The organism is Skermanella aerolata KACC 11604, assembly GCF_000936425.1.
GTDB lineage: Bacteria > Pseudomonadota > Alphaproteobacteria > Azospirillales > Azospirillaceae > Skermanella > Skermanella aerolata.
Genome location: NZ_AVFK01000017.1, coordinates 67,094 through 91,662, shown reverse-complemented (window position 1 = coordinate 91,662; position 24,569 = coordinate 67,094). Strand labels below are relative to the sequence as shown.

The following is a 24,569-nucleotide window of genomic DNA, read 5'->3' as shown; positions in this document are numbered from 1 at the left end:
GGCATGAACGCGCAGTCCCCCATGAACCGCCCTACCTTGATGACCGGTTCGATGACCGGCTCACTTTCCGGCTCGCGGCCGGGGGTGCTCGACGAGAACCGCTACGACGAGTGGCGGACGCTGCCCGCCATGTTCTTCGATCAGGCGGAACGCCTGGGCGGACGTTCGCTGCTGATTTCCAAGCAGGACGGCGACTGGAGCGGACGGACATGGGCCGAGGCGGCGGACGCGGTCGCCAGGGCGGCGGGCGGGCTGAGGAGCCTCGGCGTGGGCCATGGCGACCGCGTCGCCATCGTGTCGGAGAACCGCCCGGAATGGCTGATCGCCGATTTCGCGATCATGCTGCTGGGCGCCATCACGGTGCCGGCCTATACCACCAGCACGACGGCCGACCACCTGCATACGCTGCGCGACAGCGGCGCCCGCGTGGTGCTGGTGTCGAGCGCCGCCCTGATGCGGAAGGTGCTTCCCGCGGCGCTCCAGCTTCCCGATATCCGGGCCGTGGTCGGTTTCAACGAGGATGCGGGCGGCGGCTCCCCGCCGGCGGGACCGGAAACGTCAGCGGGACCGGAACATCTTTCCTGGACCGCGCTGCTGGAGCGCGGCGGTCCTGGGCTGCCTGTCGAACCGGCCCTGGAGGCGCTGGAGCGCGACGACGTCGCCTGCCTGATCTACACATCAGGCACGGGCGGGACGCCCAAGGGCGTCATGCTGACCCACGGCAACATCCTGGCGAACTGCAAGGGTGCGCTTGAACTGGTCCTGGATGTCGGGCTGGGGGATGAGACGTTCTTGTCCTTCCTGCCCCTTGCCCATGCCTACGAGCACACCTGCGGCCAGATGTTCGCGCTGAGTCTGGGGGCACGGATCGCCTATGCGGAATCCGTCGAGAAACTCGCGGGCAACCTGGGGGAGGTCAAGCCGACGATCATGACCGCGGTGCCCCGGCTCTACGAGGTGCTGGAGCAGCGTATCCGGCGCGAGGCGGAACGGCCGGGCGGCTGGCGGATGCGGCTGTTCCACAAGACGCTGGAGTTGGGCAAGCGGCGCTACGACCGGAGCGGACGGCTGGGCCTGTGGGAAGGCCTGGAAGACCGGTTGCTGGACCGGCTGGTCCGTGCCCGCATCCGCGAGCGTTTCGGCGGGCGGCTGAAGGCTTTCATTTCCGGGGGCGCCGCCCTGGCGCCGGAAACGGCGCTGTTCTTCCAGTCGCTCGGCATCCGCATCCTCCAGGGTTACGGCCAGACGGAAGCGGCGCCGCTGATCTCCTGCAACCGGCCGAGCAGGGTCAGGCACGATACCGTCGGTCCGCCCGTCCCCGGTGTCGAGATCAGGATCGACCGCGGCGGTGCGGATGGCGAAATTCCGGATGGGGAAATAATGGTGCGCGGACCGTCGGTGATGAAGGGTTACTGGGGCGATGCCGACGCGACGGAGCGAACGGTGGTATCCGGTTGGCTGCATACGGGCGATGTCGGCCATCTGGCGCCCGACGGCGCGCTGGTCCTGACCGACAGGAAGAAGGACCTGATCGTCACCAGCGGCGGCGACAACGTGGCGCCGCAACGGCTGGAAAACCTGCTGGCGCTGGAACCGGTCATCGGGCAGGTCATGGTGGCGGGCGATGGACGCCCCTTCCTGGTGGCGCTGATCGTCCCGGATGCCCAGGCGGCAAGGGATTGGGCGAAGCGTCATGGCAAACCGGCCGACCTTGCCGAACTGACCGGGGACGACGACTTCCGGAAGCATGTCGGGGAGGCTGTGGAGCGGGTGAACCGAAGTATTTCCGGCATCGAACGTATCCGCAAGTTCGCCCTGACGGCGGAACCCTTCGGCATCGAGAACGCTCAGCTTACGCCGACGCTGAAAATTCGCCGGCACGAGATCCGCAAACGGTATGGCGGTCTTCTGGATAGCCTTTATTCGGGCCGGTAGGGATTCGAACCTATGAAATCCGCGTGGTTATCTTCGTTACCAATCGAGCGCTTCGTGTGTTGTCCTTTCCATGACTGATGACACTGACACCTTCGACCGCGAAAGATGGGTCCGCCGGCAGAGCGCGCTGGCCGAATTCGGCCGCCAGGCGCTGATGGTGGACGACCTGGACGCCCTGCTGCACGAAGCCGTCGTGCTGGCGGCCCAGGGTCTGGACATCGACCGGGCCAAGGTGATGGAAGCGCTGCCCGGCGGCGACAAGCTCCTGATGCGGGCGGGTACGGGATGGAAGCCGGGATTGGTCGGCAACCTGGTGGTAGACGCCGGCAGCCGGTCCTCGGGAGGGTTCACGCTTTATACCGGGAAGCCGGTGATCGCCGAGGACATCGAGCACGAAAAGCGGTTCGACGTCCCGGATTTCCTGCGCGAGCACGGCATCAAGAGCCTGATCAACGTGATCATCCAGGGCAAGGGCGAGCCCTTCGGCGTGCTCGAGGTGGACAGCACCAAGCAAAGGAGCTTCAACCAGGAGGATGTCGATTTCCTGCAAAGCTATGCCAATGTGCTGGCGGCGGCGATCGACCGCAACAAGACGAACGACGCCTTGACCAAGCTGGCCGACGAGCGCGCGATCCTGCTTCGGGAACTTCAGCATCGGGTCAAGAACAACCTACAGATCATCACCAGCCTGCTGAACATGCAGATCCGCCGCGTCGGGTCCGGAGAGGTCGAAAGCCAGCTCCGCATCATCGGCAGCCGGGTGGAAACCTTGAGGGTGGTCCACGACAACCTGTTCCAGGCGGAGAACATCGACCAGATACCCCTGCCCCGCTACCTGAGTTCGCTGTGCGAAAGCCTTCTGGCCTTCCACGGCGTCCGGGCCGAGGAAGTGACGCTGAAGTTCAGCGCCGACGACGCCATGGCGGGGGTCGATACCACGGTCCCGCTGGGGCTGCTGATCAACGAATTCTTCGTCAACAGCATCCAGCACGCCTTCCCGAAGGGTCAGGGAGAGATAGACGTGCGGTTGACCCGGGAGGGCGCCGACCGCGCCCGCCTGGTCCTGACCGACGACGGCCCCGGTTTCGACCGCACCGCCGTCAAGGGCAAGGGCACCGGGTTGCAGATCATGGACGTGCTGGCGCTTCAGCTCGGCGGCAAGCTGACTTGGGACGGCGAGCTTTGGAAGAAGAACGAGGGCGCCCAGGTGGTGCTGGAACTGCCGGTGATCTGAGCGGCGTCGCTTTCAGGGATCGGCCTGGACACCGTTCAGAATGCCTTCCCCGGCGACCCAGCGCGCGTCGGCATCCGGTATCCTCAGCACCGCCGAGAGCCCGTCGATCAATTCGTAGGAACTGCCGTCCAGCCCGCGTTCGCCTAGCGCCGCACGCAGGCAGTGGGACAGGAAGCGGCGGCTCCGCATGTTGATCCGCGGCACGGGGATCGGTGCGGCAGCGTCGCGCTCCCGGGTGGATCGCTCGCAGGCGCCGACGTCGAACGAGGCGTAGGCGCGGCATCCGAGCGGCCGGACCGGATAGATGCCGCAGAGACCGTCTTCCAGCATGGGACAAGGATGGCCGAGGCGAACGCGCTCCGCCGGGGACAGGCCGGAAGTGACCTGCGACGCATGGGCGAGGCGGCCGGCCAGTGCGGTGCGGCGTTCTTCCGGCCACGAGGCGACGTGTCCGGCGATGGCCAGCAGTTCAGGCGCCGTGGCGGAGACGTAGAGGTGGCAGCAATGGGCGCAGCCCATGCGGCAAGCGACTTCTTGGCGCGGCGGGTTGGCGGCGATGGTCTGATCGAGCTGTCGGTGGCAGGCGGAAACCAGCGTGCGCAGCCGTTCCCGCGTCGGCTTGGCGATCAGCGCGCGGAACCGCGCCGTCTGGCGCGCGATCTCGTCGGGGGTGGGCGGATCGATAGGGGCAGGTTTGGATGGTTTCATGGGGCTGTTGCCACGGCCTCTAAAACGCCTACAGAATTTTACTGAGATTAAGCCATCAACGTGCTAAAGCCTGCGTTTGAAGACTAAAAATAAACTGGTCAAAAATGTGAACAAGATGATATGGGCCAAATGTACGGTAGCGCATATCATATATTATACTTTCCATAACAGTTCTGCCGTCCAATTCGAATTTTTGACCCAGGTATTTTTGGACAGATGCTGAAAATTTGTCACTCTCATACTTCAAAATCAACAGCTCTTGAGAGGTCGTATCATAAGTGGCAATTTGTCCGTATTGGCAGCATCCCGCCAGATGAGCAAATGCCAGCCTGATAGCGGCCTGTTCATTGATATCAATGATCTCGCTCGTCGGATCGACTGCCATTCCAATCTTTTCCGCCGCTTTCAAATCAGAGACATAGTAAGCTTGGCTGATAGGTTTCAGTTTCCTTATCCAGAAAGCGAGATAGCCTGCATGCTCAACAGGCCGCACATCAACAGTTTTCGACGCCTCAATGTTGATTATATCGTTTTTCCAATGTAGGGCTACATCATACAATAAGGCGGTTGATACATTAGCATCAATAAGCCGATTCTGAGATAAATATCGGCGGATCAAATGATGAAGCCATATAGAAAGACTGGTAATATTCACTGGATCATTGATTTTTGGTGGCACAATACGACCCTGAAAAATTATCTAGGAACGATCCTGGTCAAGATCCCCTAGAAGATCTTGCTCAAATGCAATACGCAGTGCTCTTATCGAGTCTTCTATCGTTATCCCGATCCCTCCGTATTTTTTCGCTACTGGTCTGCGAGCTTCCATGCGGACGGCAAAGTCGAGCCATTCTTCATGACTCATGTGTCCTGCTTCCAATGAGCTTTCGCCTGCTTCAGGCGCAGGATCATCGGTCTTCAAGACTGTCTCAGTCATGCACATTCCCCCTGGTTACCGAAACATTGCCCTGAGCCACCAACGGAACCCGGCGACACTTCCATGCGCCTATCAGCGCATGAATCTCTAATCCTAAATTTCGGCTAGGGCAAGTCGCTGTCGTTGGATTCAGCTGCCGTCAACCGCTGCGACGACCCTCGAACATTTTTCTGCCAGACCGGAAAAATCCGGTTTCGGCGAACCCATATAACTTTTTATCGCCGCGGCATGAAGTCGCGGAGATTCGTTGCGAAGTTATAGCGACGCTCTAGGAGCGATTGCAGGATAGGACAGTAACGGATAACCTTTTTCTCAAGAAGAACAAGAAGACGATTCCAAGGATCGCCCTATCAGGAGGAACGGTAAGATGACGCTCCCGGCTGTCAAACTGGACGACAAGTACACGCTCGAAAGCGGGCGGGTGTTTCTGACCGGAACGCAGGCGCTGGTCCGCTTGCCGATGATGCAGCGGCAGCGGGATGTCGCGGCGGGGCTGAATACCGGCTGTTTCATTTCAGGATATCGCGGATCGCCGCTCGGCGCCTTCGACCAGGCGCTGTGGAAGGCGCGGAAGTTCCTGGCAACCAACCATATCCAGTTTCAGCCGGGCGTGAACGAGGAACTGGGCGCCACCGCCGTCTGGGGCAGCCAGCAGGTCGGCATGTTCCCCGGCGCTCGCTATGACGGCGTCTATTCCATGTGGTACGGCAAGGGTCCGGGTGTGGACCGGTCGGGCGACGTGTTCAAGCACGGCAATGCGGCGGGCACGTCCCGCAACGGCGGCGTCCTGGTGCTGGCCGGCGACGACCATAGCTGCAAGTCTTCCACGTTCCCGCACCAGTCCGAGCATGCCTTCGTGCATGCCATGATCCCGGTGCTGAACCCAGCGAGCGTCCAGGAATTCCTCGATCTCGGCATGATGGGCTGGGCGATGTCGCGCTTTTCCGGCTGCTGGATCGCCTTCAAGACGATCGCCGAGACGGTGGAGAGTTCCGCTTCCGTGTCGATCGACCCGCTGCGCGTCGACTACGTCCTGCCGGAGTTCGACATGCCGGTCGGCGGGCTGAACATCCGCTGGCCCGATCCGCCGCTCGAGCAGGAAGAGCGGCTGATGAAGTACAAGCTCTACGCGGCCCTGGCCTTCGCCCGTGCCAACCGGCTGGACAAGACGGTGATATCGTCACCGCGCCCCCGGCTGGGCGTCGTTACGACCGGCAAGAGCTATCTGGACGTCCGGCAGGCGCTGGACGACCTGGAAATCTCCGAGGAGATGGCATCCGACATCGGGCTGACCGTCTACAAGGTCGCCATGACGTGGCCGCTGGAGCGCGAAGGCATGCGCCGCTTCGCCCAGGGCCTCGAAGAGATCGTCGTGGTCGAGGAAAAGCGCGCGCTGATCGAGAACCAGCTCAAGGAACAGCTCTACAACTGGGACCCGGACGTGCGTCCGCGCGTCGTCGGCAAGTTCGACGAGGACGCGCACGAGATGCTGCCGGCCTATAACGAGCTGTCGCCGGCCCGCATCGCCGTGACGATCGGCCGCCGCCTGCTGAAGTTCTTCGACCACGAGGGCATCCGCCGCCGCGTCGAGTTCCTGGAGCGGCAGGAGAACGCCAAGACGCGGAAGGCGCTGGTCGAGCGTAAGCCGTTCTTCTGTTCCGGCTGCCCGCACAATACGTCTACCGTGGTGCCGGAAGGCAGCCGCGCCGTGGCCGGCATCGGTTGCCACTACATGGCGACGTGGATGGACCGGCGGACAGAAACCTTCACCCAGATGGGCGGCGAGGGCGTGCCGTGGATCGGTCAGGCGCCGTTCACCGACGAGCAGCACATCTTCGCCAATCTCGGCGACGGCACCTACTTCCATTCCGGCCTGCTGGCGGTCCGCGCCGCCATCGCGTCCGGCGTCAACATCACCTACAAGATCCTCTACAACGACGCGGTCGCGATGACCGGCGGACAGGCCCATGACGGCTCGCTGTCGGTGCCGCAGATCAGCCGGCAACTGGCGGCGGAAGGGGCGACGCGGATCGTCGTCGTGACCGACGAGCCGGAGAAGTATGCCGGCACCACTGGGCTTGCCGCCGGCGTGCGCGTCGAGCACCGGGATGAGCTGGACAGCGTCCAGCGCGAGCTGCGCGAGGTCAAGGGCACCAGCATCCTGATCTACGACCAGACCTGCGCCGCCGAGAAGCGCCGCCGCCGGAAGCGCAAGATCATGGTCGATCCGCCCAAGCGGGTCGTGATCAACGAGCAGGTCTGCGAGGGCTGCGGCGACTGTTCCAAGAAGTCCAACTGCCTGTCGGTGGTGCCGGTCGAGACAGAGTTCGGCCGCAAGCGCCAGATCGACCAGTCCACCTGCAACAAGGACTTCTCCTGCGTCAAGGGCTTCTGCCCGAGCTTCGTCACCGTCCATGGCGGCCAGTTGCGGAAGCCCAAGCCGGCGGCGGCTGCGGGCAGCCAGTCCGCCGGGGCGGAGATCGCGTTGCCGGAACCTTCCCGGCCCGGCCTCGACCATCCCTACGGCGTGCTGGTCACCGGCATCGGCGGTACCGGCGTCGTGACCATCGGCGCCATCCTGGGCATGGCGGCTCATATCGAGGGCAAGGGCTGTTCGGTGCTCGACCAAGCCGGTCTGGCGCAGAAGGGCGGAGCGGTCACCAGCCATATCCGCATCGCCGCCAACCCCGAGGAGATCCATGCGGTCCGGGTCGCCGCCGGCGGCGCCCATCTGGTGATCGGCTGCGACGTCGTGGTCACCGCCAGCAGCGACTGCCTGTCCAAGATGGCGCCGGGCCATACCAGCGCCGTCCTCAACGACCATGAAACCATCACCGCCGACTTCACCCGCAACGCCGACTTCCGCATCCCGTCGAAGGACCTGCTGGCGGAAGTCACCAAGGCCTGCGGCGGCGCCGAGGCGGTGACCGCGCTCGACGCCACCGGCATCGCGACGGCATTGCTGGGAGACAGCATCGCGACCAACCTGTTCATGCTGGGTGTGGCGTACCAGAAGGGCCTGGTCCCGGTCTCGGCGGAAGCCATCGAGCAGGCGATCGAGCTGAACGCCGTCGCGGTCAAGATGAACATGGACGCCTTCCGCTGGGGCCGCCGCGCCGTCGTCGACCCTGGCGCCGTCAAGGCGACCGCCGCACCGGCAACGGCCGTGAGCGTCAAGCTGTCGGAGACGCTGGACGAGGTGATCGCCCGCCGCGTCGGCTTCCTGACCGACTACCAGGATGCGGACTACGCGGCCCGCTACAAGCGTCAGATCGACTGGGTGCGTCAGGTCGAGGGCGAGCGCGCCCGTGGCCTCACCGGCCTAACGGAAGCGGTCGCCCGCAACTACTTCAAGCTGCTCGCCTACAAGGACGAATACGAGGTGGCGCGGCTGTATACCGACGGTGCTTTCCTGAAGCGTCTCGGCGAGCAGTTCGAGGGCGACTACAAGCTGGAATTCCATCTGGCGCCGCCCATGCTGTCGGAAACCGACCCGGCGACGGGCGAGCCGAGGAAGAAGGCCTATGGGCCGTGGATGCTGAAGGTCTTCCAGGGCCTTGCCCGGATGAAGCGGCTGCGCGGCACGCGCTTCGATCCGTTCGGCCGGACGCCGGAGCGCAAGATGGAGCGCCAGCTCATCGCCGACTACGAGAAGACGCTCGGCGAGCTTCTGTCCGGCCTGAACCATGAGAACCATGGTCTGGCCGTCCAGATCGCCTCGATCCCGGATGCCATCCGGGGCTTCGGTCCGGTCAAGGACCGCCATCTGGCCGATGCGCGGGCGAAGGAAGCGGCCCTGCTGGAGGCCTTCCGCCAGCCGGCGCCGACTCCCATGGCGGCGGAGTAGCCGGCCGGCTTCAGCTCTCGCGGGTCGCCAGCAAGGCACCGAGCGGCGGCAGGGTGAGGGTGACGCCTCCTCCGTCCGCCGCCATCTCGGCAGTGCCGGCGGGCAGCGGCGTTTCGACCGGCGTGTAGCGTCCCGGCGGCAGCACATAATCCGCCGGAGCATTCGACAGGTTGAAAACCGCGACCAGCCGGCCGCCGCGCGCGAAGGCCAGCACCTCGCCTTCCTCGTCCACTTCCGACAGGCCGCCTTGCCTCAGGTCGGGAAGCTGGCGGCGGAGCGCCAGACAGCGCCGCCAGACGTTGAGCGTCGAACCGAGGTCCATCTCCTGCCGGTCCGCCGCCAGCGCCCGGTGCAGGTCCGGCACGGGCAGCCAGGACTTTTCGGCATCGGTGAAGCCGCCGTGCCGTGCGCCGCCGATCCAGGGCATCGGTGTCCGGCAGCCGTCGCGGCCGGGGAACTCCGGCCAGAACGCCATCCCGAAGGGATCGCGCAGGTCGTCGAGGTCAAGCTCCGCCTGCGGCAGTCCCAGCTCCTCCCCTTGGTACAGGCACAGGGTTCCGGGAAGGCAGCAGAACAGCAGCGCCAGCAGAGCCGCGAACCGCCGGGGATCGGCGCCGAGCGGCTTCCAGCGCGACGCCGCCCGCTCGACATCGTGGTTGCTGAAGCTCCAGCAGGTGGCGGCACCGGTCCCGGCGGCCATCAGCGCACTGTACAGGGTGCGGGCTCCGAACGGCTGCTTGGGCAGGTCGAGCGTATAGGCGGAGTGCAGGCCACCCTGCCCGGTATAGCGGTCGATCCGCCGTCCGGCCCCCGGCTGGCTCGACAGCTCGCCCAGCAGCACCCGGCCGCCGTATTCGTCCGTCACGGCGCGCAGCTTGCCGAGCAGGCCGGCGGTATCGGCATGCGCCATGTCGTGGATATGCTGCTGGAGACCGAACGGCTTGGCCGGAAAGCCGGACGGACCCGGCCCGAGCGGCGGGTTGGCGCGCAGCTGGGGATCGTGCATCAGGAAATCGACGGCATCGAGCCTGAAGCCGTCGACGCCCCGCTCCAGCCAGAAGCGGGCGGTGCCGAGCAGCTCCGCCACGACGGCGGGGTTGCGCAGGTTCAGCGCCGGCTGGGCGGACAGGAAATGGTGCAGGTAGTACTGCCGCCGGCGCGGGTCCCAGGTCCAGGCGGGACCGCCGAACACCGACAGCCAGTTGTTGGGTGCCGTGCCGTCGGATGCCGGATCGGCCCAGACATACCAGTCGGCTCTACCCGCCTGCTTGGAGCGCCGGCTTTCCGCGAACCAGGGATGATTGTCGGAGGTATGTCCGCAGACGAGATCGACGATCAGCTTCAGGCCGCGCCGGTGGATTTCGGCGAGCAGGCGATCGAACGTCTCGAGCGTGCCCATCCGCGAATCGACCGCCCTGTGGTCGCTGACGTCGTACCCGAAGTCCTTCAGCGGGGATGGGTAGAACGGCGAGAGCCAGAGGGCGTCAATTCCGAGTGACGCGATATGATCGAGCCGTTGAAATATTCCTTCCAGGTCACCGTAACCATCGGCATTGCCGTCGGAAAAACTAAGCGGATATAGTTGGTATACTACCGATCCCTTAAGCCAGCTTTCACTCGGGCTCAAAGCCTGCTCCGCAAAAATATGAGGTTGATCGAAAATCAAGTACCAAAAGGCGAGTGCCTTATTCTGTAGGCATATTCGTAACCAAGCTATGAACTACGCCTATGGTCCAACCCACTTTCAAATACTTGACTCATGCCCCGGCAATCGCTTCGATTCGATTCGAAAGCGTCCTCGGCTTGAGGAGGCGGCCGCGTCGGGGCCGCGTTGAAGGATCGGATCAACGGCCATGAACCTGCCATATCCTGTGTCATGGGATTGAACGCCCCGGATCTGGCGGGTGACCGCAACGCCTGCGAGCGTGAGCCGATCCACATTCCCGGCGCGATCCAGCCGCATGGCGTCCTTCTGTCGATCGATCCAGCCGACTGGTCCATAGCGCAGGCCAGCGCGAATTCGGCCGACCTGCTGACGATGGCGCCGGAAGACCTCTGCGGCCGCCCCCTGGCCGACCTGCTCGGCCCCGATGCGGTGGCGGAGCTGGCGTGCCGCGACCTGTCGCCGGTCTTCCCACATCTTCACGACGCTATTCCGGTCGCCGTCGCGACGGCGCCGCAACGTCCGCTGTGCTGCGTAGTGCACCGCCACGACGACCGCGTCATCCTGGAGTTCGAGGACACCGCCGCCGGCACGGCTCACGCGAGTTCGGAAGAGCTGCACCGCAAGTTGTCCTATGGCGTCGGCCGCATCGCGCGTTCCGGCGACGATGTAAGGGACATCTGCGAAACGGCCGTGATCGAGATGCACGGGCTGGCCGGCTTCGACCGCACCATGGTCTACCGGTTCGATACCGACTGGCACGGCGAAGTGGTCGCCGAACAGACCAGCGGCCTGCCGAAGCGGTATCTGGGACACCACTTCCCGGCATCCGACATCCCCGCCCAGGCGCGGGAGCTTTACACCCGCACGTTGCTGCGCGTGATCCCCGACGTGGACGGCCCGGCGATACCGCTGGTCCCGCCCCTGGACCCCGCGCGCGGCCAGCCGCTCGACCTCAGCTACGCGTCGCTTCGCGGCGTCTCGCCGATCCACCTCCAGTACCTGCGCAACATGGATGTCCGGGCGACGATGGCCCTGTCGCTGCTGGTCGGCAACCGGTTCTGGGGCATGATCGTCTGCCACAGCGCCACGCCGCGGACGGTGTCCGCCCCCCTGCGCGGGGTGTGCCAGGAACTGGCCGAGGTGGTCGCGGCGCGCCTGTTCCGACGGGATGCGGAGCACCGCGCGACCGGCTTTCTCCAGGCCCGCAACCGCGCCGACATGCTGGCCGATGCCCTATCGGAATCGCCCGACCTGGTGTCGGGGATCGAGCGGCGGGCGCAGATGCTGCTGTCGTGGTTCGACTGCACGGCGCTGCTGGGCCGGATCCATGGCAAGCCCGTCCGCTGTGGCACCGACGCGACCCCGCCGCCAGCGCTGCCCACGCGGCGGGGGGCCGACCCCGTCCGCCTGGACGACCAGTGGATCGCGGCCGCCGACCCGGTCGGCGTCTATATAACGGGCGCCGCCCGCGCCGATTTCGTCGGCGCCGTCCATCTGCCGCTGTCGCCGGACGGCGGAGACTACCTTGTCCTAGGCCGGAGGGAACGGGTCCGGACCGTCGTCTGGGCCGGTGTCGCCGATGGCCGGGACAAGCACGACCTGAGCCCGCGCGCCTCGTTCGAGGCCTGGAGCGAGATCGTCCGGGGCCGGAGCCTGCCGTTCGACGATGTCAGCCACCAGATGGCGGTCGAGATCCGGCGCCGGCTGATCGACCGCCTGATGCTGGAGGAACGGCGGAGCCGGGCGCTGGAGCTGGAGCGCCGCGTCGCCGAGCGCACGCGCGAACTGGCGCAGGCGCGGGCCGAAGCCGAGCGCGCCAGCAACGCCAAGACCCGTTTCCTGGCCGCCGCCAGCCACGACCTGCGCCAGCCGCTCCAAGCCGGCGTGATCTTCCATTCGGTGCTGAGCCGGCGCAACCAGGACCCTCGGCAGGCCGAAGTGATCGAGCAGCTCGGCCGCAGCCTGGAAGTGCTTCAGGGGTTGCTGGAAGGGATGCTGGACATCTCCCGCATCGACGCCGGCATCGTGGCGCCGGAACGGCAGGTATTCCCGGTGCAGAGCGTCCTGGACCAGTTGCAGGTCGAGTTCGCCCCGGCGGCGGCACGCCGCGACCTGAAGCTGCGGGTCAAGCCCTCCGCCGTCCAGGTCCACAGCGACCGCAACCTGCTGTACCGCATCCTGCACAATCTGGTCGCCAATGCGATCCAGTTCACCGACCACGGCCGGATCGTGCTGGGCTGCCGGATGGGGGGAGCCGGCGGGAACGGCGGCACCATCCGCATCCTGGTCTGCGATACCGGCCGGGGCATCCCGCCCGACATGACCGAGGCGATCTTCGAGGAGTTCATGCAGCTCAGCAACCCGGCCCGCAACCGTCACCTGGGGCTTGGCCTGGGGCTGGCGGTGGTCGAGCGGCTGAGCGCGCTGCTGGGCCACCGGATCGCCGTGAGGTCGGTCCCGGACCGGGGGAGCATCTTCGAAGTGACGATCCCGCGCGTAAAGGCGGAGGTGATGGGCGGAGTGGGCGTCAGGGGGCCGGAGAGCGGGGGGTGAGTTGCTGCCAAAGGTCGCCGAAGGTCACTGTTATACGATCGCGGAGGTAACGATTGTCAACACACTGACACAAGCTGCTTGTAATCAGACACTCTCAGCCCATGTGCACTTGGTGCTAACGCAACTTACAAAATATTCAGCCAACCGTGCTATCGTTATTAGCGTCTATGTCCTCCAGGCTGACTCCAAGAAGGTCGGCTTGCCATCTGTGTGCTTCTTCACTTGGATTCGTTTTGTACTCGCCTTCACCAATGCATTCCCAGTATTTTGGCACGTCCACTTGCTCAAAAAAAACAAGTTCGGCAACTATGTACGACAGAAGCGTAACCGCACGCAAATTGCTATCAATGAAATCGATGTCATCATCTCCTTGATTATAGCATTCAGTGAATCTTAACTCAGCACATTCCGGCCCAATATGCACAAATTGATTACTTAATAGTCCGTACAACGGACCGAGAACACTAAACCTCTTTCTAGCATACGTAATGGATTTTGACGACTGGAGCTTTTCCTTGTGAAATTCCTCAAGGGCATTATCATTTCCAACCAAATGAACAATAACAGCTAGATTTTCTACAATAGAGCGTGCAATATTACCGTATTCGCGCCAGTATCCGTATCTTGCTACTTGTATGCTTGCGGAGATGCTTTGAAACGAATTTATAAATAACCTAGCACAAGTCGACCTTATCCCTATATCGCCTTTCCCAACACCATTAAGGTAGTAAAGTATTATAAACATTATCGAGCCATAGACCGGGCTTATCTTCTCAATTGTACGTCTTGCTACATTGTCGAATGAACGAGCAATAGATGGCGAATTTCTGTAGATCTAGTTAACTAAAATATCATTTGTGAAATAGGCAACCTTACGCGTGTCCTGGATGCGATACATCCCAGACACATTGCTCATGAACGGTATATGGCGATGACAGTTCTTACGCTTTCGACCGCTGCCACACGGGCAAAGAGCAACTCGACTACGCTTCACCATTCGTATCTTCCGATCAAAAGCAATTCGAGTAATGATAGCAGGTGATCGATCGCGTAAGTGGCATCCGACAATCCCGGCGCGGTTCACTTTGCTCTATGCGCCTGATTTTGATGAGGGGAGTCGTTTGGAGCGGGTGAAGGGAATCGAACCCTCGTCGTAAGCTTGGGAAGCTTCTGCTCTACCATTGAGCTACACCCGCGACGCCCCTGTTTATAGGGCATCGGGAAGGGATGATCAAGCCGGCGCGTTGACCAACCAGCGATCCGCGCCGAAGCCGGCGCCTGCCCCGGCGTTCTGCCGGGCGGCAAGCTCGACCTGGACAGTCGGCTTGGGTTCGACGGGCCAGCGGCCGAGCATTCCCGAGACGCCGCTGAGCGAGCCTTCGACCAGTTCCAGTCCCAGGAAACGGTCGAGATCGACCGGGCCAGGGAGGCTCATGTTCAGGGTCAGGTCGCGGGTGAAGCCGAAACGGCTGTAATACGGCGCGTCGCCGACCAGGACGACGCTGCGCCAGCCGGCGGCCGAGGCGCGGTTGAGGCTCTGCCGGATGAGCTGGGCGCCGAGGCCGCCGCTCCGCAGGCTGCTGTCCACGGCGATCGGACCGAGCAGGATCGTCGGCGTGATGCCGCCGATCAGGATCGGCCAGTAGCGGATGGTGCCGACGACGGCATCGTCCTCGACCGCGACGAGCGACAGCTCGGCCACGGGAGCGACGTTTTCGCGCAGGCGGTATACGGTCTTGCCGGCCCGGTTGGGGCCGAAGGAATTGTCGAGCAGGGTGTCGATGGCGGCGGCGTGGTGCGGCTGCTCAATCGTGATGTTCATCGAGGCTTGTTATCCCGGCGGCAAATAGTGTGCAGAAAGGCTGGAGCCGTGCCGCCGATGCCGGGAGGGAGAGGTTCAGGTCAGCCTGTCATCCCATGGGCATCAGCACGCGGCGTGAGGACTTCGACGCTTGCGGAGTGCAAGCGGACTGTCCTTCGTCGTCGTAGGGCGTGCTGGGGCGACATGGGGCGGTTGACCGAACAGTTTCAACGGACGCTGCATATAACACCGCACCCCTTCCGGTAAAAGCGTGTTTTTCGTCAGGGGACCCATGCGTCGAAGCGATCAAACAATCGTGACCGTTGCGCCACATCCCTGACTTCAAGCACCCGGCGGAGTAGGTTGCTGGAAGCAGACGCCTTCCTCTTAGCTGAGAATCCTCAAGAAATCGTGAAACCATGAAGTCGGTCAGCCCTGAAATCGCGAGCGGCGGAGCGGTCGGACGGCAAGTGGCGTCGGCTGCCGGCAGGCGGCGCCGGCGGTGGAGCGCTCTCGGGCTGGTGCCGCCGCTGACGCTGGCGCTGTTCCTGGGACCGATCGCGGGCGGGCTGATCGGCACCTGGGCTCCGGCCTTCGGCATCCTGCCTGCCCTGGGCGGGACGGAACCGTCGCTCGGCCCATGGCGGGCGCTGCTGGAGGCTCCAGGGCTGGCGGCCGCCGTCCTGCTGTCGGCCGGCACCGGCCTGGGCGCTACGCTGCTGTCGGTCGGGATCGCGCTGTGGTTCTGCGCCGCGTGGCATGGCACGCGGGTCTTTTCCGGTTTGCGGCGGCTGCTGGCGCCGCTGCTGGCCCTGCCCCACGCCGCCTTCGCGATCGGTTTCGCTTTCCTGATCGCACCCAGCGGATGGCTGGCGCGGCTGCTGTCGCCCTGGGCGACGGGATGGACCTGGCCGCCCGACCTCGGCACCGTCAACGATCCGATGGGGCTGGCGCTGGTGCTTGGCCTGGTGGTCAAGGAAGTGCCGTTCCTGCTGCTGATGACCTTCGCGGCGCTCAACCAGGTCAGGGCGGACCGGACGCTGACCGTCGCGCGGACCATGGGCTACGGGCCGGTCACGGCGTGGGGAAAGACGGTGCTGCCGCTGGTCTATCCGCAGTTGCGGCTGCCGGTCTACGCGGTGCTCGCGTTTTCGGCCTCGGTCGTGGACATGGCCCTGATCCTGGGGCCGGGCACTCCTCCTACCCTGGCGGTGCTGGTGCTGCGTTGGTTCAGCGATCCCGACCTCGCCATGCGTTATCAAGCGGCGGCGGGCGCCTGCCTGCAACTGGTACTGGCAGGCGCGCTGATAGCGCTGTGGCGGCTGGGAGAGGTGATCGCGGGACGGATCGGCCGGCGCTGGGCAGTGTCGGGCCGGCGCGGCGGGACCGGGGCGGTGGCGAGATCGGTCAGCGCCGTGCTGGCGGCCGGCATCGTGCTGGTGGCGATGGGCGCTTCGGCCGGGCTTGGCTTGTGGTCGGTGGCGGAGCGCTGGCGCTTTCCCGATGCGCTGCCGGCAGCCTGGAGCTGGGAGACCTGGACACGGGCGCTGCCCCACCTGGCGGGTCCCGCCTGGACGACGCTGAGCGCCGGGGTGGCATCGGCGGGCGTGGCGCTGGTCCTTGTGCTGGGATGCCTGGAGAACGAGCAGCGGGCGCGGCTGCGGCCGTCGGCGCGGGGATTGTGGCTGCTCTATCTGCCGTTGCTGGTGCCGCAGATCGGCTTCCTGTTCGGGGCCCAGGTGCTGCTGGTCTCGGCCGGGCTGAATGGGACGTGGATCGCGCTGGTCTGGAGCCATCTGCTGTTCGTGCTGCCCTATGTCTTCCTGGCGCTGGCCGATCCATGGCGGGCGCTGGACGAACGCTATGCGCGGTCGGCGCTGTGCCTGGGCGCTACGCCGTGGCGGGTGTTCTGGCGGGTCAGGCTGCCGCTGCTGCTTCGGCCGGTGCTGGGAGCGGCGGCGATCGGCTTCTCGGTCAGCGTCGCGCAATACCTGCCGACCCAGTTCGCCGGGGCGGGACGGTTGCCGACGCTGACGACGGAGGCTATCGGGCTGGCCGCCGGTTCGGACCGCCGGCTGATCGGGGTCTACGGCTTCGCGCAGGCGGCGCTGCCGCTGATCGTGTTCGCCCTGGCGCTGGCGCTGCCGGCGGCGGTCGACCGGGTCCGCCGGTGGAGGAGATGAGGGTGAGGGCGAAGGCGATGGAGGAAGCGGAAAGCGGGAGGAATAGGGCGCACCGGCTGGAATTGAGCGGCGTCGGGATTTCGCTGCACGGGCGGGTGCTGGTGCCGCCGCTGTCGCTGGCGATCGACGGCGGGCGCGTCGCCGTGCTGATGGGACCGAGCGGGAGCGGCAAGTCTAGCCTGCTGGCCCATCTGTGCGGAACGCTGGATCCGGTGTTCGACGCCGTCGGCCGCGTGACGCTGCGGGGCGTCGACCTGGACGGGCTGCCGCCCGAACAGCGCAGGGTCGGCATCCTGTTCCAGGACGACCTGCTGTTCCCCCACCTGTCGGTGGCGGAGAACCTTGCCTTCGGGCTGCCGGCCGCCTTGCGCGGAGCCGGACGGCGGGAGGCGGTGGAGCGGGCGCTCGACGACGCCGACCTGGGCGGCCTGGGCGGGCGAGATCCTGCGACGCTGTCGGGCGGGCAGCGGGCGCGGGTGGCGCTGATGAGGACCCTGCTGGCGGAGCCGGCGGCGCTGCTGCTGGACGAGCCGTTCTCCAAGCTGGACGTGGCGCTGCGGTCCAGGTTCCGGGCCTGGGTGTTCGACCATGCGCGCAAGCGGCGGCTTCCGACTCTGCTGGTGACCCATGATCCGATGGACGGGGCGGAAGCCGACGGACCGGTCATCGAGCTGGGATAGGGCGGCTGGGATGGGGCGATGCCGCATATGCGGATACGCATTTTAATAAGATAGAAAGGTAATTAGAGGTAGAAACGACCTCAGGCAGGCGCGATGCCCGGACGCCCGTCTGGACAAGGAGGACCGCAAGGAGTAATTTTAATTCCGTTGCCCATTTGAGATAACAGCCGCACGGTATGCGAGCCCGCCATGTACAGCCAGACGACCCGCGCGATCAAGATCTCGGTCAAGCCGACGTTCCTCGAGGATCAGTCGTCGCCGGCTGAGCACCATTTCGTCTGGGCCTACCATGTCCGGATCGAAAACACCGGGCGCGAGACCGTACAGCTCCGCAACCGCCACTGGCGGATCACGGACAGCTTCGGCCGGGTGCAGGAGGTGCAGGGAGCCGGCGTGGTCGGCGAACAGCCCGTGCTGGAACCGGGTGAAAGCTTCGAATACACCAGTGGAACTCCGCTGACGGCGCCTTCCGGCATCATGTCTGGCAGCTATCAGATGGAGAATACGCGCGGCGAGAAATTCGACGTTACGATTCCGGCCTTTTCCTTGGACAGCCCCCACGAGACTGTTCAACTGAACTGACAATCATCGGCTTTTATGTCTAATCCCGTGTCTTGAAGCGCGGGAAGATCATGCCATCTTGCTGCTCAAGCGGAACCGATTCCCGCCGGGATCGAGCTGCGGTCGGGGGACGACAGCGCGACCTGAAGGGAACCGGTGACTAGCCGGCCATCGAAAGGTACCCATCGTGAGTGCATCCAACCCCTTGGCTGCGGACAGACCGGTTCGCGGCCCGACCCATCATCTCCGCAGTGCCCCCGGCATCAAGCGTCCGAGCCGCGCCGAGGCCGAAGAAGCCGTCCGGACCCTGTTGCTGTGGGCGGGCGACGACCCCGACCGCGAAGGCCTGCTGGGCACTCCCGACCGCGTGGTCCGCTCGTACGAGGAATTCTTCGCCGGCTACGGCGTCGATCCGGTCGAGCTGCTCCAGCGGACCTTCGAGGAAACGGACGGCTATGACGAGATGGTCGTCCTGAAGAACATCCGGTTCGAGAGCTACTGCGAGCACCACATGGTGCCGATCATCGGCCGGGCCCATGTGGCCTATCTGCCGAAGAACCGTGTCGTCGGCATCAGCAAGCTCGCCCGCGTCGTGGAAGCCTATGGCAAGCGGCTCCAGATCCAGGAGAAGATGACGTCCCAGATCGCCAACACGATCGAGGAAGTGCTTCAGCCGCTGGGTGTCGCCGTCGTGATCGAGGGCGAACACCAGTGCATGACGACGCGCGGCGTCCACAAGCCGGGCGTCAGCATGGTCACCAGCCGGATGCTGGGTGCGTTCCGCACCGATCCCTCGACCCGCCGGGAGTTCCTGGCGATGATCGGGAATACCGGTGGCGGCAGCGCCGGCTGAACCGGATTCAGCCTGGGACCGGTCGAAGGAAAGGGACGCCGCGGATGCGGCGTCCCTTTTGCTTTCACTGCGAATGATTTACAAGACGGCGGTTCTTGCCAATAGTCGAGGTGCGGGCCGGGAACATGCGGGCCTGCCGCACATTACCGGTTGGATATCGTCGTTGGATTTTCGTCCCGTCTTTTTCGTTCTCGGCATCCTGCTGTCGACCCTGGCCGCCAGCATGGTGATCCCGCTGATGGCCGACCTGTCGGCCGGGCACGAGGACTGGGAGGTCTTCGCGATCTCGGCGGCGTTCACCCTGTTCGTCGGCGTGGCGCTGATGCTGACCAACCGCGTGCCCGACTTCACGCTGTCGATCCGGCAGGCTTTCCTGCTGACGACGCTGTCCTGGATGGTGACCGCCGCCTTCGCCGCGGTGCCCCTGATGCTGGCGGCGATCGACCTCAGCTACACCGACGCCTTCTTCGAGGCGATGTCGGGCATCACGACGACCGGTGCGACCGTGATCGTGGGCCTGGATACCGCTCCGCCCGGCGTCCTGCTGTGGCGGGCGCTGATCCAATGGATGGGCGGCATCGGCATCATCGTGCTGGCGCTGTCGATCCTGCCGATGCTTCAGGTCGGCGGCATGCAGCTTTTCCGGACCGAATCGTCGGAGAAGTCCGACAAGGTGCTGCCGCGCGCGGCCCAGTTGGCGACCTGGATCGGCCTGATCTACCTGTGCTTCACGATGCTGTGCGCGATCGGCTATCACGTGGCGGGGATGGACTGGTTCGATGCCGTCGCACACGCCATGACGACGATCGCGACCGGCGGCTTCTCCACCGCGGACTCGTCCCTGGGTTACTTCGACGATCCGATGGTGGAACTGGTGGCCATCGTCTTCATGCTGATGGGCGCCCTGCCCTTCGTGCTGTATCTGAGGGCCTTGCGCGGCGATCCGAAGCCGTTGAGGAACGACACCCAGGTCCACTGGTTCCTGACCATCGTGGCGGTGGCGGTCTGCCTGATGGCGGCCCATCTATGGTGGGACCAGGGCTATCCGCCGCTGGTGGCGTTGCGGCTGGCCGGGTTCAACGTCGTTTCCGTCATCACGGGCACGGGCTACGCCACGTCGGACTTCGGGACCTGGGGCAGCTTCGCCGGCGGGATGATGTTCTTCCTGATGTTCGTCGGCGGATGTGCCGGCTCGACCACCTGCGGCATCAAGATCTTCCGCTTCCAGGTGCTGTACGCGACGGCGGACGCCCAGATGCGGCGGCTGATCCAGCCTCACGGCGTCTTCATCGCGTATTATAACGGCAAGCCGATTCCGGAATCGGTATCGGTTTCGGTGATGAGCTTCTTTTTCATGTATGTCGTCTGCTTCGCCGTCCTCTCGATAACGCTTCAGTTCCTGGGACTGGACTACCTGACCGCCATGACGGGGGCCGCCACCGCCATCAGCAATGTCGGGCCGGGACTGGGACCGGTGATCGGACCGAGCGGCACCTTCGCGACTTTGCCGGACGCCGCGAAATGGGTGCTGTCCGCCGGGATGCTGCTGGGCCGGCTGGAGCTGTTCACGGTGCTGATCCTGCTGACGCCGGGCTTCTGGCGGAAATAAAGGTTTGAGGCAAATCCAGCGTTATCTTTAGCGGTGTACCGCAACCTTCGAAGTCTTGCCCGGTTGATAGAACAGGATGAACATCGGAGAGTATCGGACATGCGTGTTTTCCAGATCGCACTGTTGAGCCTTGGTATTCCTCTGCTTCTCGCCGCCTGCGGCTCCGACGAGACGGTGACGGAGCGGACGACGACCACGAAATCCCAAAGTCTTCCTTCGGATACCGTTACGACCGAGCGCACGACGACGGTAGACGACTGACCGTTACTTGACTGTGCGGGCGCTGGGGAGACCGGTGGAAATCGCGTGATTTCCCAAGTATCCTGGCGCCCGTACATCGTATCGGCCGTAAACGGCCCTGAATGGTCCTAATGGGGCGGCGGAATGCTGGACTTCGGGCGATCCCTGCGGCGGCTTCGCCGGCTGACCGGCATGAAGCAGAGCCATCTGGCGGAACTGGCCGGCGTCACCCAGGCGACGGTTTCGCGCTGGGAATCCGGAACGCACCAGCCGACGCCGGAGCAGGCCGCGAAGCTGCTCCCCCTGATCGAAGCGCGGCTCGACCCCGCCTCCGACGCCATGCTGAAACGGCTGGTGGAAAGCTCCAGCCTGCGGGTGCATCTGGTCTGCGACGTGACTCACCGGCTGCTGGCCGTATCAAAGGCGCGGCGGGAGGAATGGCGCAACGATGCTTCCGGCCTCTACGGCGAGACGCTGTGGCCCTTCGCATCGCCTTGGATACGCGACGGCGAGGCCCGCTTGCCGGACCTGGGCTGGTACGAGCTCTCGGCGCTGCCAGTCGCCGGCTGGACCGATTTCAACCACCCCGGCACGATCCGCATGGGACCCGGCATGTGGCTGTGGGAGCGGATGCAGATCAGCGACGGACGCTTCGTCCGGCTGGTGACCAGCATGAAACTGGAAGACCTGCGGCGGACGGTCCCGGCCGCCCGCTTCGTCTCGCTGCCGCCGGAGGGTGGGGAGCGCGATTGGAATCCCCTCTGATATTTCGTTGAAGCAAATCCGTCCCGGAACCATTATGCTACGGATATCCGGATCACAACAGGATTTGCTCCGTTATGGCGGTTCGCTACCCCATCGCCCGGTCACTGGGAGCGCACCTCGTCGAGGGCCGCAAAGCCAAGGGCTTCAGCCAGCGTGAAATTGCCAGGATGGTTCAGCGATCACCAACGCGGATCGCTGAACTGGAATCCGACCTGCTGAAGGAGCGCAGCCATCGGGACCGGCTGGCGCTTGTCATTGACCTGTGCGACGCGCTGGACCTGATACCGATGCTCGTGCCTCGTTCCCGCGCGGGCGAGGTGGACAGGCTGCTGGGACGGGGAACAGCCGACGCTCCCGCCGTTCCCGGGGTTGCGCGGTCGGTCTACGATGAGCTCTTCGTGGATCTCGGCGAAGACGATGAGGAAGAGTAAACGATGACGATGAAGGCGGGCATATTGGGCGTTCACCTGATGGGTGCCCAAGGCAACCCTGTCCGTGTCGGCACGCTGTCGCGCAGCGCCAACGGTTCCACCGCTTTCGTAGTCGATGAGACATACCTGCGGACGCCCCCCGGCGTGCGGCCCATATTGAGCATGGCATGGTTCAACCCGGTGGACGATGCCGATACGCAGACCCGATTGGGGATCAGGAGCGACAAGATCGCCTTGCACGGCTTCGTCCCGCCCTGGTTCTCCAACCTGCTGCCCGAGGGAGCGCTGCGGTCGATGGTGGAAGCCGAGATGGGACAAGGCGATCACGATCAGTTCGACGTGCTGGCCCGTCTGGGAGCCGACCTGCCCGGCGCCGTGATGATCGTCCCGGAAACCAGCATCGGACCCGACAGGGATGTAAGGTGGGAAAACCTCCATGGCTTCAGGGTCCCGGTTCCCGAAGGCATCGTCAAATTCTCCCTAGCCGGCGTCCAGTTGAAGTTCACGGCCGAAACCCATGGGGAGCGGTTGTCGGCGCCGGCCCGATCAGGAGCCGGACGCTTCATCCTCAAGGTCCCGTCGGAGAGACATCCGCATCTTCCGGAAGCGGAGTACGCGGCCATGACGCTATGCCGCGCCGTCGGCATCAACACCGCTCACTGCTACTTGAAGCCGACATCGCAGGTCGATGGCGTGCCGGCTGAGTTCCTGCGCCATGGGGATTGCGTCCTCGTCGTGGAGCGGTTCGACAGGGCTTCGGATGGGACGCGCATTCACATGGAAGACATGGCGCAGGTCCTGGGAGCAAGCGAGATCCAGAAATACTCGCGCGGCAACGGCGAAACCATATTGGCATGCATCGCACGGTTCAGTGCCGACTGGCGCACAGACATCCTTGAAGCCATGCGCCGCATAGTCGCGGATGTTCTTATCGGCAATGGCGACAACCACCTCAAGAACTGGTCGTTCTACTTCCCGAGCGGATCGGACCCGCAGCTGTCTCCGGCTTACGACATCGTCCCGACCTGGCTATACGATCATGACGATACGCTGGCTATCAAGTTTGTCGGCGTACGTTCCGCGATCGACCTCGGCTTCTCCAAGTTCCGCCGGGCGGCGACCTACTTGAAACTGGACACCGATGCGACGGAACGAGACTTGCGCCAGTTTACGCAATCGTGCCTGGATATATGGCCGACGCTTATCCGGGATCTCCCCTTGGAAAGAAGCCGGGCCGACCGCCTGATGGCGCGGATGCGTGCCACCCGGCTTGCCCAGGAAGCCGGGTAAACCTTCCAGCGCCTCCCGTATAAAATATTCGTGGGCCATGATGCGGGGCGGCGTTAGGGTTGGTCATCCGGGAGGATGAACCATGCTGAATCGTCTTTGGATCTGGGCCGGGCGGGTGCCGAAGGCCGAGGGGCCGGCGGCTTCCGATCTGGTCAAGGGGCTGATGCTGGTGGACGAGCGGTCGCGGGTCGCCGTGATGGTGCTGGCGCTGGGACCGCGTCTGCGAGAGCGGCTGGATCTGGCGGAATGCCTACGGCTGGCGGTGGTCGGGGATCTGGCGCCGGAGGCGGCGGAGCGGCTGGGGGATGCGCTGTCGGAGTTGGCCGGAGAGCGGGAAGCCCGGCTGGTCGAAACGCTGCGGCGGCTGTCCGGGCAGATGGAGTTGAACCGGGTTTCCGCCTATCGCTGGAGTGCGGAGGACCGCCGGCGGCTGTTCGACGCCGACTATCTGGCCCGTCGCTGCGCCGGCGATCCGCTGCTGGCGCAGCTTCATGATGCCGTCTGGAGCCAGGGCGTCGAGCGCCTCAGACGAGCCGGAGAGAACCCGGCGCGGGTGGCGCTCGACGCGATGGGGTACCGGACGGCCGACGATGCAGAAGCGGCCTGCCGGCCCCGCTAGCGCAGGGTCACGGCGGACAGGTTGCCGTCGATGCCTTCTTCCAGCTTGGCGTTGAGGTCGGCCATCATGCGTTCGACCAGGCTGTGCCACGCGTCCTCTCGGCCTTGGAGGGAGACGTTTTCCGGGACGCTGATGGTGCGGGCGACGGTGGCGCCGGTGTAGCCCTGGAACTGGCGGGACGGCACCTCGACCACGAGATCGACGGACAGGCGACCGTCGTAACGCTCGGACTGGTCGGTCGTGAAGGCGCCTCGGACGCCGGTCGTGGGTGCCAGGGCGGTTTCGGTGATGCTGGCGTCCTTGATGATGACGCGCAGCGTACCGCCGGCACCCATCGCACGCACCCGCTCGTTGGCCCAGCGGCGGATCGCGTCCGACGGCGGAACGGGAGTCAGGTGGTCCACGTTTGGCGGAACCTGGGGCGGCTGGTACTGCTGGACCACCTCGACCCGGGCCACGTCGAACGAGATCGGCGCCAGGTTGGCGAAGCTGATCTGGCGGGCCTGCGGGCGCGGCGGGGCCGAGGTGCAGGCGCCGAGCGCCAGGGTTGCGGCGATGGCGAGGGCGGCCGGACGGAGGAGGCGCGGGATCATGAGGGGCTTCTGTTCAACGGGGATGGCTGGATCTCGCATTGCGATACCACGGGCGGCGCGATCC

22 protein-coding genes and 1 tRNA gene are annotated in these 24,569 nt (G+C 64.6%); 14 read left to right on the top strand and 9 right to left on the bottom strand.

All coding sequences use genetic code 11. The annotated features are described in order from the left end of the window. The first annotated feature begins 21 nt into the window (after nt 1-21). Both N826_RS20345 and N826_RS20340 read left to right on the top strand, forming a co-directional pair. A complete protein-coding gene (locus N826_RS20345) occupies nt 22-1,935 on the top strand; it encodes an AMP-dependent synthetase/ligase (protein ID WP_247870470.1) in 1,914 nt (637 codons plus the stop codon). Between the two features lie 70 nt (nt 1,936-2,005). Then, the gene (locus N826_RS20340; protein ID WP_044431844.1) at nt 2,006-3,169 is read left to right on the top strand and encodes a sensor histidine kinase; all 1,164 of its coding nucleotides are present in this window, start codon (nt 2,006-2,008) and stop codon (nt 3,167-3,169) included. 12 nt (nt 3,170-3,181) lie between these two features. Here N826_RS20340 and N826_RS40335 read toward each other — a convergent pair whose 3' ends face one another. The 3 genes from N826_RS40335 to N826_RS43200 are packed head-to-tail and all read right to left on the bottom strand — an operon-like array spanning nt 3,182 to nt 4,814. After that, nucleotides 3,182-3,877, bottom strand: a complete 696-nt coding sequence (locus tag N826_RS40335) for a YkgJ family cysteine cluster protein (RefSeq protein WP_052831677.1) — start codon at nt 3,875-3,877, stop codon at nt 3,182-3,184. Nucleotides 3,878-3,932: 55 nt separating this feature from the next. Then, entirely contained in the window at nt 3,933-4,556 is a 624-nt protein-coding gene (locus tag N826_RS43205; RefSeq protein WP_147040842.1) for a hypothetical protein, read from the bottom strand. A 21-nt stretch (nt 4,557-4,577) separates the two neighbouring features. Beyond that, nucleotides 4,578-4,814, bottom strand: coding sequence for a hypothetical protein (locus tag N826_RS43200; RefSeq protein ID WP_147040840.1), 237 nt, complete (start codon nt 4,812-4,814; stop codon nt 4,578-4,580). 349 nt (nt 4,815-5,163) lie between these two features. Between N826_RS43200 and N826_RS20325 the strand changes: the two genes are divergently transcribed. Continuing rightward, nucleotides 5,164-8,661: an indolepyruvate ferredoxin oxidoreductase family protein gene (locus N826_RS20325; RefSeq protein ID WP_280178480.1), complete on the top strand. Its 3,498-nt coding sequence runs from the start codon at nt 5,164-5,166 to the stop codon at nt 8,659-8,661. A gap of 10 nt (nt 8,662-8,671) precedes the next feature. Here N826_RS20325 and N826_RS20320 read toward each other — a convergent pair whose 3' ends face one another. Beyond that, nucleotides 8,672-10,288, bottom strand: a complete 1,617-nt coding sequence (locus N826_RS20320; protein WP_044431839.1) for an alpha-amylase family glycosyl hydrolase — start codon at nt 10,286-10,288, stop codon at nt 8,672-8,674. A 249-nt stretch (nt 10,289-10,537) separates the two neighbouring features. On the opposite strand from N826_RS20320, the gene N826_RS20315 reads away from it, so the two are divergent. After that, nucleotides 10,538-12,880: an ATP-binding protein gene (locus N826_RS20315; RefSeq protein WP_044431838.1), complete on the top strand. Its 2,343-nt coding sequence runs from the start codon at nt 10,538-10,540 to the stop codon at nt 12,878-12,880. A gap of 136 nt (nt 12,881-13,016) precedes the next feature. On the opposite strand, the gene N826_RS43195 is transcribed toward N826_RS20315, so the two are convergent. From N826_RS43195 to N826_RS20300, 4 genes are all read right to left on the bottom strand, one after another. After that, nucleotides 13,017-13,625, bottom strand: coding sequence for a hypothetical protein (locus N826_RS43195; RefSeq protein ID WP_147040838.1), 609 nt, complete (start codon nt 13,623-13,625; stop codon nt 13,017-13,019). A gap of 90 nt (nt 13,626-13,715) precedes the next feature. Continuing rightward, the gene (locus tag N826_RS45975) at nt 13,716-13,877 is read right to left on the bottom strand and encodes an SEC-C metal-binding domain-containing protein (RefSeq protein ID WP_084720943.1); all 162 of its coding nucleotides are present in this window, start codon (nt 13,875-13,877) and stop codon (nt 13,716-13,718) included. 125 nt (nt 13,878-14,002) lie between these two features. Continuing rightward, a tRNA-Gly gene (locus tag N826_RS20305) sits at nt 14,003-14,076 on the bottom strand. A gap of 35 nt (nt 14,077-14,111) precedes the next feature. Then, entirely contained in the window at nt 14,112-14,702 is a 591-nt protein-coding gene (locus tag N826_RS20300; protein WP_063772284.1) for a GNAT family N-acetyltransferase, read from the bottom strand. A 398-nt stretch (nt 14,703-15,100) separates the two neighbouring features. Between N826_RS20300 and N826_RS20295 the strand changes: the two genes are divergently transcribed. The 10 genes from N826_RS20295 (at nt 15,101) to N826_RS20255 (ending at nt 23,912) form a co-directional block, all read left to right on the top strand. Beyond that, nucleotides 15,101-16,864, top strand: coding sequence for an ABC transporter permease (locus tag N826_RS20295; protein WP_084720941.1), 1,764 nt, complete (start codon nt 15,101-15,103; stop codon nt 16,862-16,864). Nucleotides 16,865-16,866: 2 nt separating this feature from the next. Next, nucleotides 16,867-17,544: an ATP-binding cassette domain-containing protein gene (locus tag N826_RS20290; protein WP_244619636.1), complete on the top strand. Its 678-nt coding sequence runs from the start codon at nt 16,867-16,869 to the stop codon at nt 17,542-17,544. Nucleotides 17,545-17,733: 189 nt separating this feature from the next. Continuing rightward, the gene (gene apaG, locus N826_RS20285; RefSeq protein ID WP_044431836.1) at nt 17,734-18,126 is read left to right on the top strand and encodes a Co2+/Mg2+ efflux protein ApaG; all 393 of its coding nucleotides are present in this window, start codon (nt 17,734-17,736) and stop codon (nt 18,124-18,126) included. Between the two features lie 184 nt (nt 18,127-18,310). Continuing rightward, nucleotides 18,311-18,958, top strand: a complete 648-nt coding sequence (folE, locus tag N826_RS20280) for a GTP cyclohydrolase I FolE (protein WP_247870469.1) — start codon at nt 18,311-18,313, stop codon at nt 18,956-18,958. A 163-nt stretch (nt 18,959-19,121) separates the two neighbouring features. Beyond that, complete coding sequence (locus tag N826_RS20275; RefSeq protein WP_308518279.1) at nt 19,122-20,567, top strand: TrkH family potassium uptake protein; 1,446 nt, start codon at nt 19,122-19,124, stop codon at nt 20,565-20,567. A gap of 99 nt (nt 20,568-20,666) precedes the next feature. Then, nucleotides 20,667-20,828 carry a hypothetical protein gene (locus N826_RS43190; RefSeq protein WP_157599355.1) on the top strand — a complete coding sequence of 54 codons (162 nt, stop codon included), beginning with the start codon at nt 20,667-20,669 and terminating at the stop codon, nt 20,826-20,828. A 123-nt stretch (nt 20,829-20,951) separates the two neighbouring features. Beyond that, the gene (locus N826_RS20270; protein WP_063772283.1) at nt 20,952-21,572 is read left to right on the top strand and encodes a helix-turn-helix transcriptional regulator; all 621 of its coding nucleotides are present in this window, start codon (nt 20,952-20,954) and stop codon (nt 21,570-21,572) included. 74 nt (nt 21,573-21,646) lie between these two features. Continuing rightward, nucleotides 21,647-22,003 carry a helix-turn-helix domain-containing protein gene (locus tag N826_RS20265; protein ID WP_044431835.1) on the top strand — a complete coding sequence of 119 codons (357 nt, stop codon included), beginning with the start codon at nt 21,647-21,649 and terminating at the stop codon, nt 22,001-22,003. A 3-nt stretch (nt 22,004-22,006) separates the two neighbouring features. After that, nucleotides 22,007-23,293: a type II toxin-antitoxin system HipA family toxin gene (locus N826_RS20260; protein ID WP_044431833.1), complete on the top strand. Its 1,287-nt coding sequence runs from the start codon at nt 22,007-22,009 to the stop codon at nt 23,291-23,293. An 82-nt stretch (nt 23,294-23,375) separates the two neighbouring features. Further along, on the top strand, nt 23,376-23,912 hold the full coding sequence (locus N826_RS20255; RefSeq protein ID WP_044431832.1) for a hypothetical protein: 537 nt from the start codon (nt 23,376-23,378) through the stop codon (nt 23,910-23,912). Here the strand turns inward: N826_RS20255 and N826_RS20250 are convergent. After that, entirely contained in the window at nt 23,909-24,505 is a 597-nt protein-coding gene (locus N826_RS20250; protein ID WP_044431829.1) for a hypothetical protein, read from the bottom strand. The genes N826_RS20255 and N826_RS20250 overlap by 4 nt on opposite strands. Between the last annotated feature and the right edge of the window lie 64 nt (nt 24,506-24,569).

Coding starts and splice junctions, on each gene's coding strand:
- N826_RS20300 (WP_063772284.1), bottom strand. CDS start 14,702: ATGAACATCACGATTGAGCAGCCGCACCACGCCGCCGCCATCGACACC.
- N826_RS20295 (WP_084720941.1), top strand. CDS start 15,101: ATGAAGTCGGTCAGCCCTGAAATCGCGAGCGGCGGAGCGGTCGGACGG.
- N826_RS20255 (WP_044431832.1), top strand. CDS start 23,376: ATGCTGAATCGTCTTTGGATCTGGGCCGGGCGGGTGCCGAAGGCCGAG.
- N826_RS20270 (WP_063772283.1), top strand. CDS start 20,952: ATGCTGGACTTCGGGCGATCCCTGCGGCGGCTTCGCCGGCTGACCGGC.
- N826_RS20345 (WP_247870470.1), top strand. CDS start 22: ATGAACCGCCCTACCTTGATGACCGGTTCGATGACCGGCTCACTTTCC.
- N826_RS45975 (WP_084720943.1), bottom strand. CDS start 13,877: ATGGTGAAGCGTAGTCGAGTTGCTCTTTGCCCGTGTGGCAGCGGTCGA.
- N826_RS20260 (WP_044431833.1), top strand. CDS start 22,007: ATGACGATGAAGGCGGGCATATTGGGCGTTCACCTGATGGGTGCCCAA.
- N826_RS20340 (WP_044431844.1), top strand. CDS start 2,006: ATGACTGATGACACTGACACCTTCGACCGCGAAAGATGGGTCCGCCGG.
- N826_RS40335 (WP_052831677.1), bottom strand. CDS start 3,877: ATGAAACCATCCAAACCTGCCCCTATCGATCCGCCCACCCCCGACGAG.
- N826_RS43200 (WP_147040840.1), bottom strand. CDS start 4,814: ATGACTGAGACAGTCTTGAAGACCGATGATCCTGCGCCTGAAGCAGGC.
- N826_RS20315 (WP_044431838.1), top strand. CDS start 10,538: ATGGGATTGAACGCCCCGGATCTGGCGGGTGACCGCAACGCCTGCGAG.
- apaG (WP_044431836.1), top strand. CDS start 17,734: ATGTACAGCCAGACGACCCGCGCGATCAAGATCTCGGTCAAGCCGACG.
- N826_RS43190 (WP_157599355.1), top strand. CDS start 20,667: ATGCGTGTTTTCCAGATCGCACTGTTGAGCCTTGGTATTCCTCTGCTT.
- N826_RS20250 (WP_044431829.1), bottom strand. CDS start 24,505: ATGATCCCGCGCCTCCTCCGTCCGGCCGCCCTCGCCATCGCCGCAACC.
- N826_RS20265 (WP_044431835.1), top strand. CDS start 21,647: ATGGCGGTTCGCTACCCCATCGCCCGGTCACTGGGAGCGCACCTCGTC.
- N826_RS43195 (WP_147040838.1), bottom strand. CDS start 13,625: ATGTTTATAATACTTTACTACCTTAATGGTGTTGGGAAAGGCGATATA.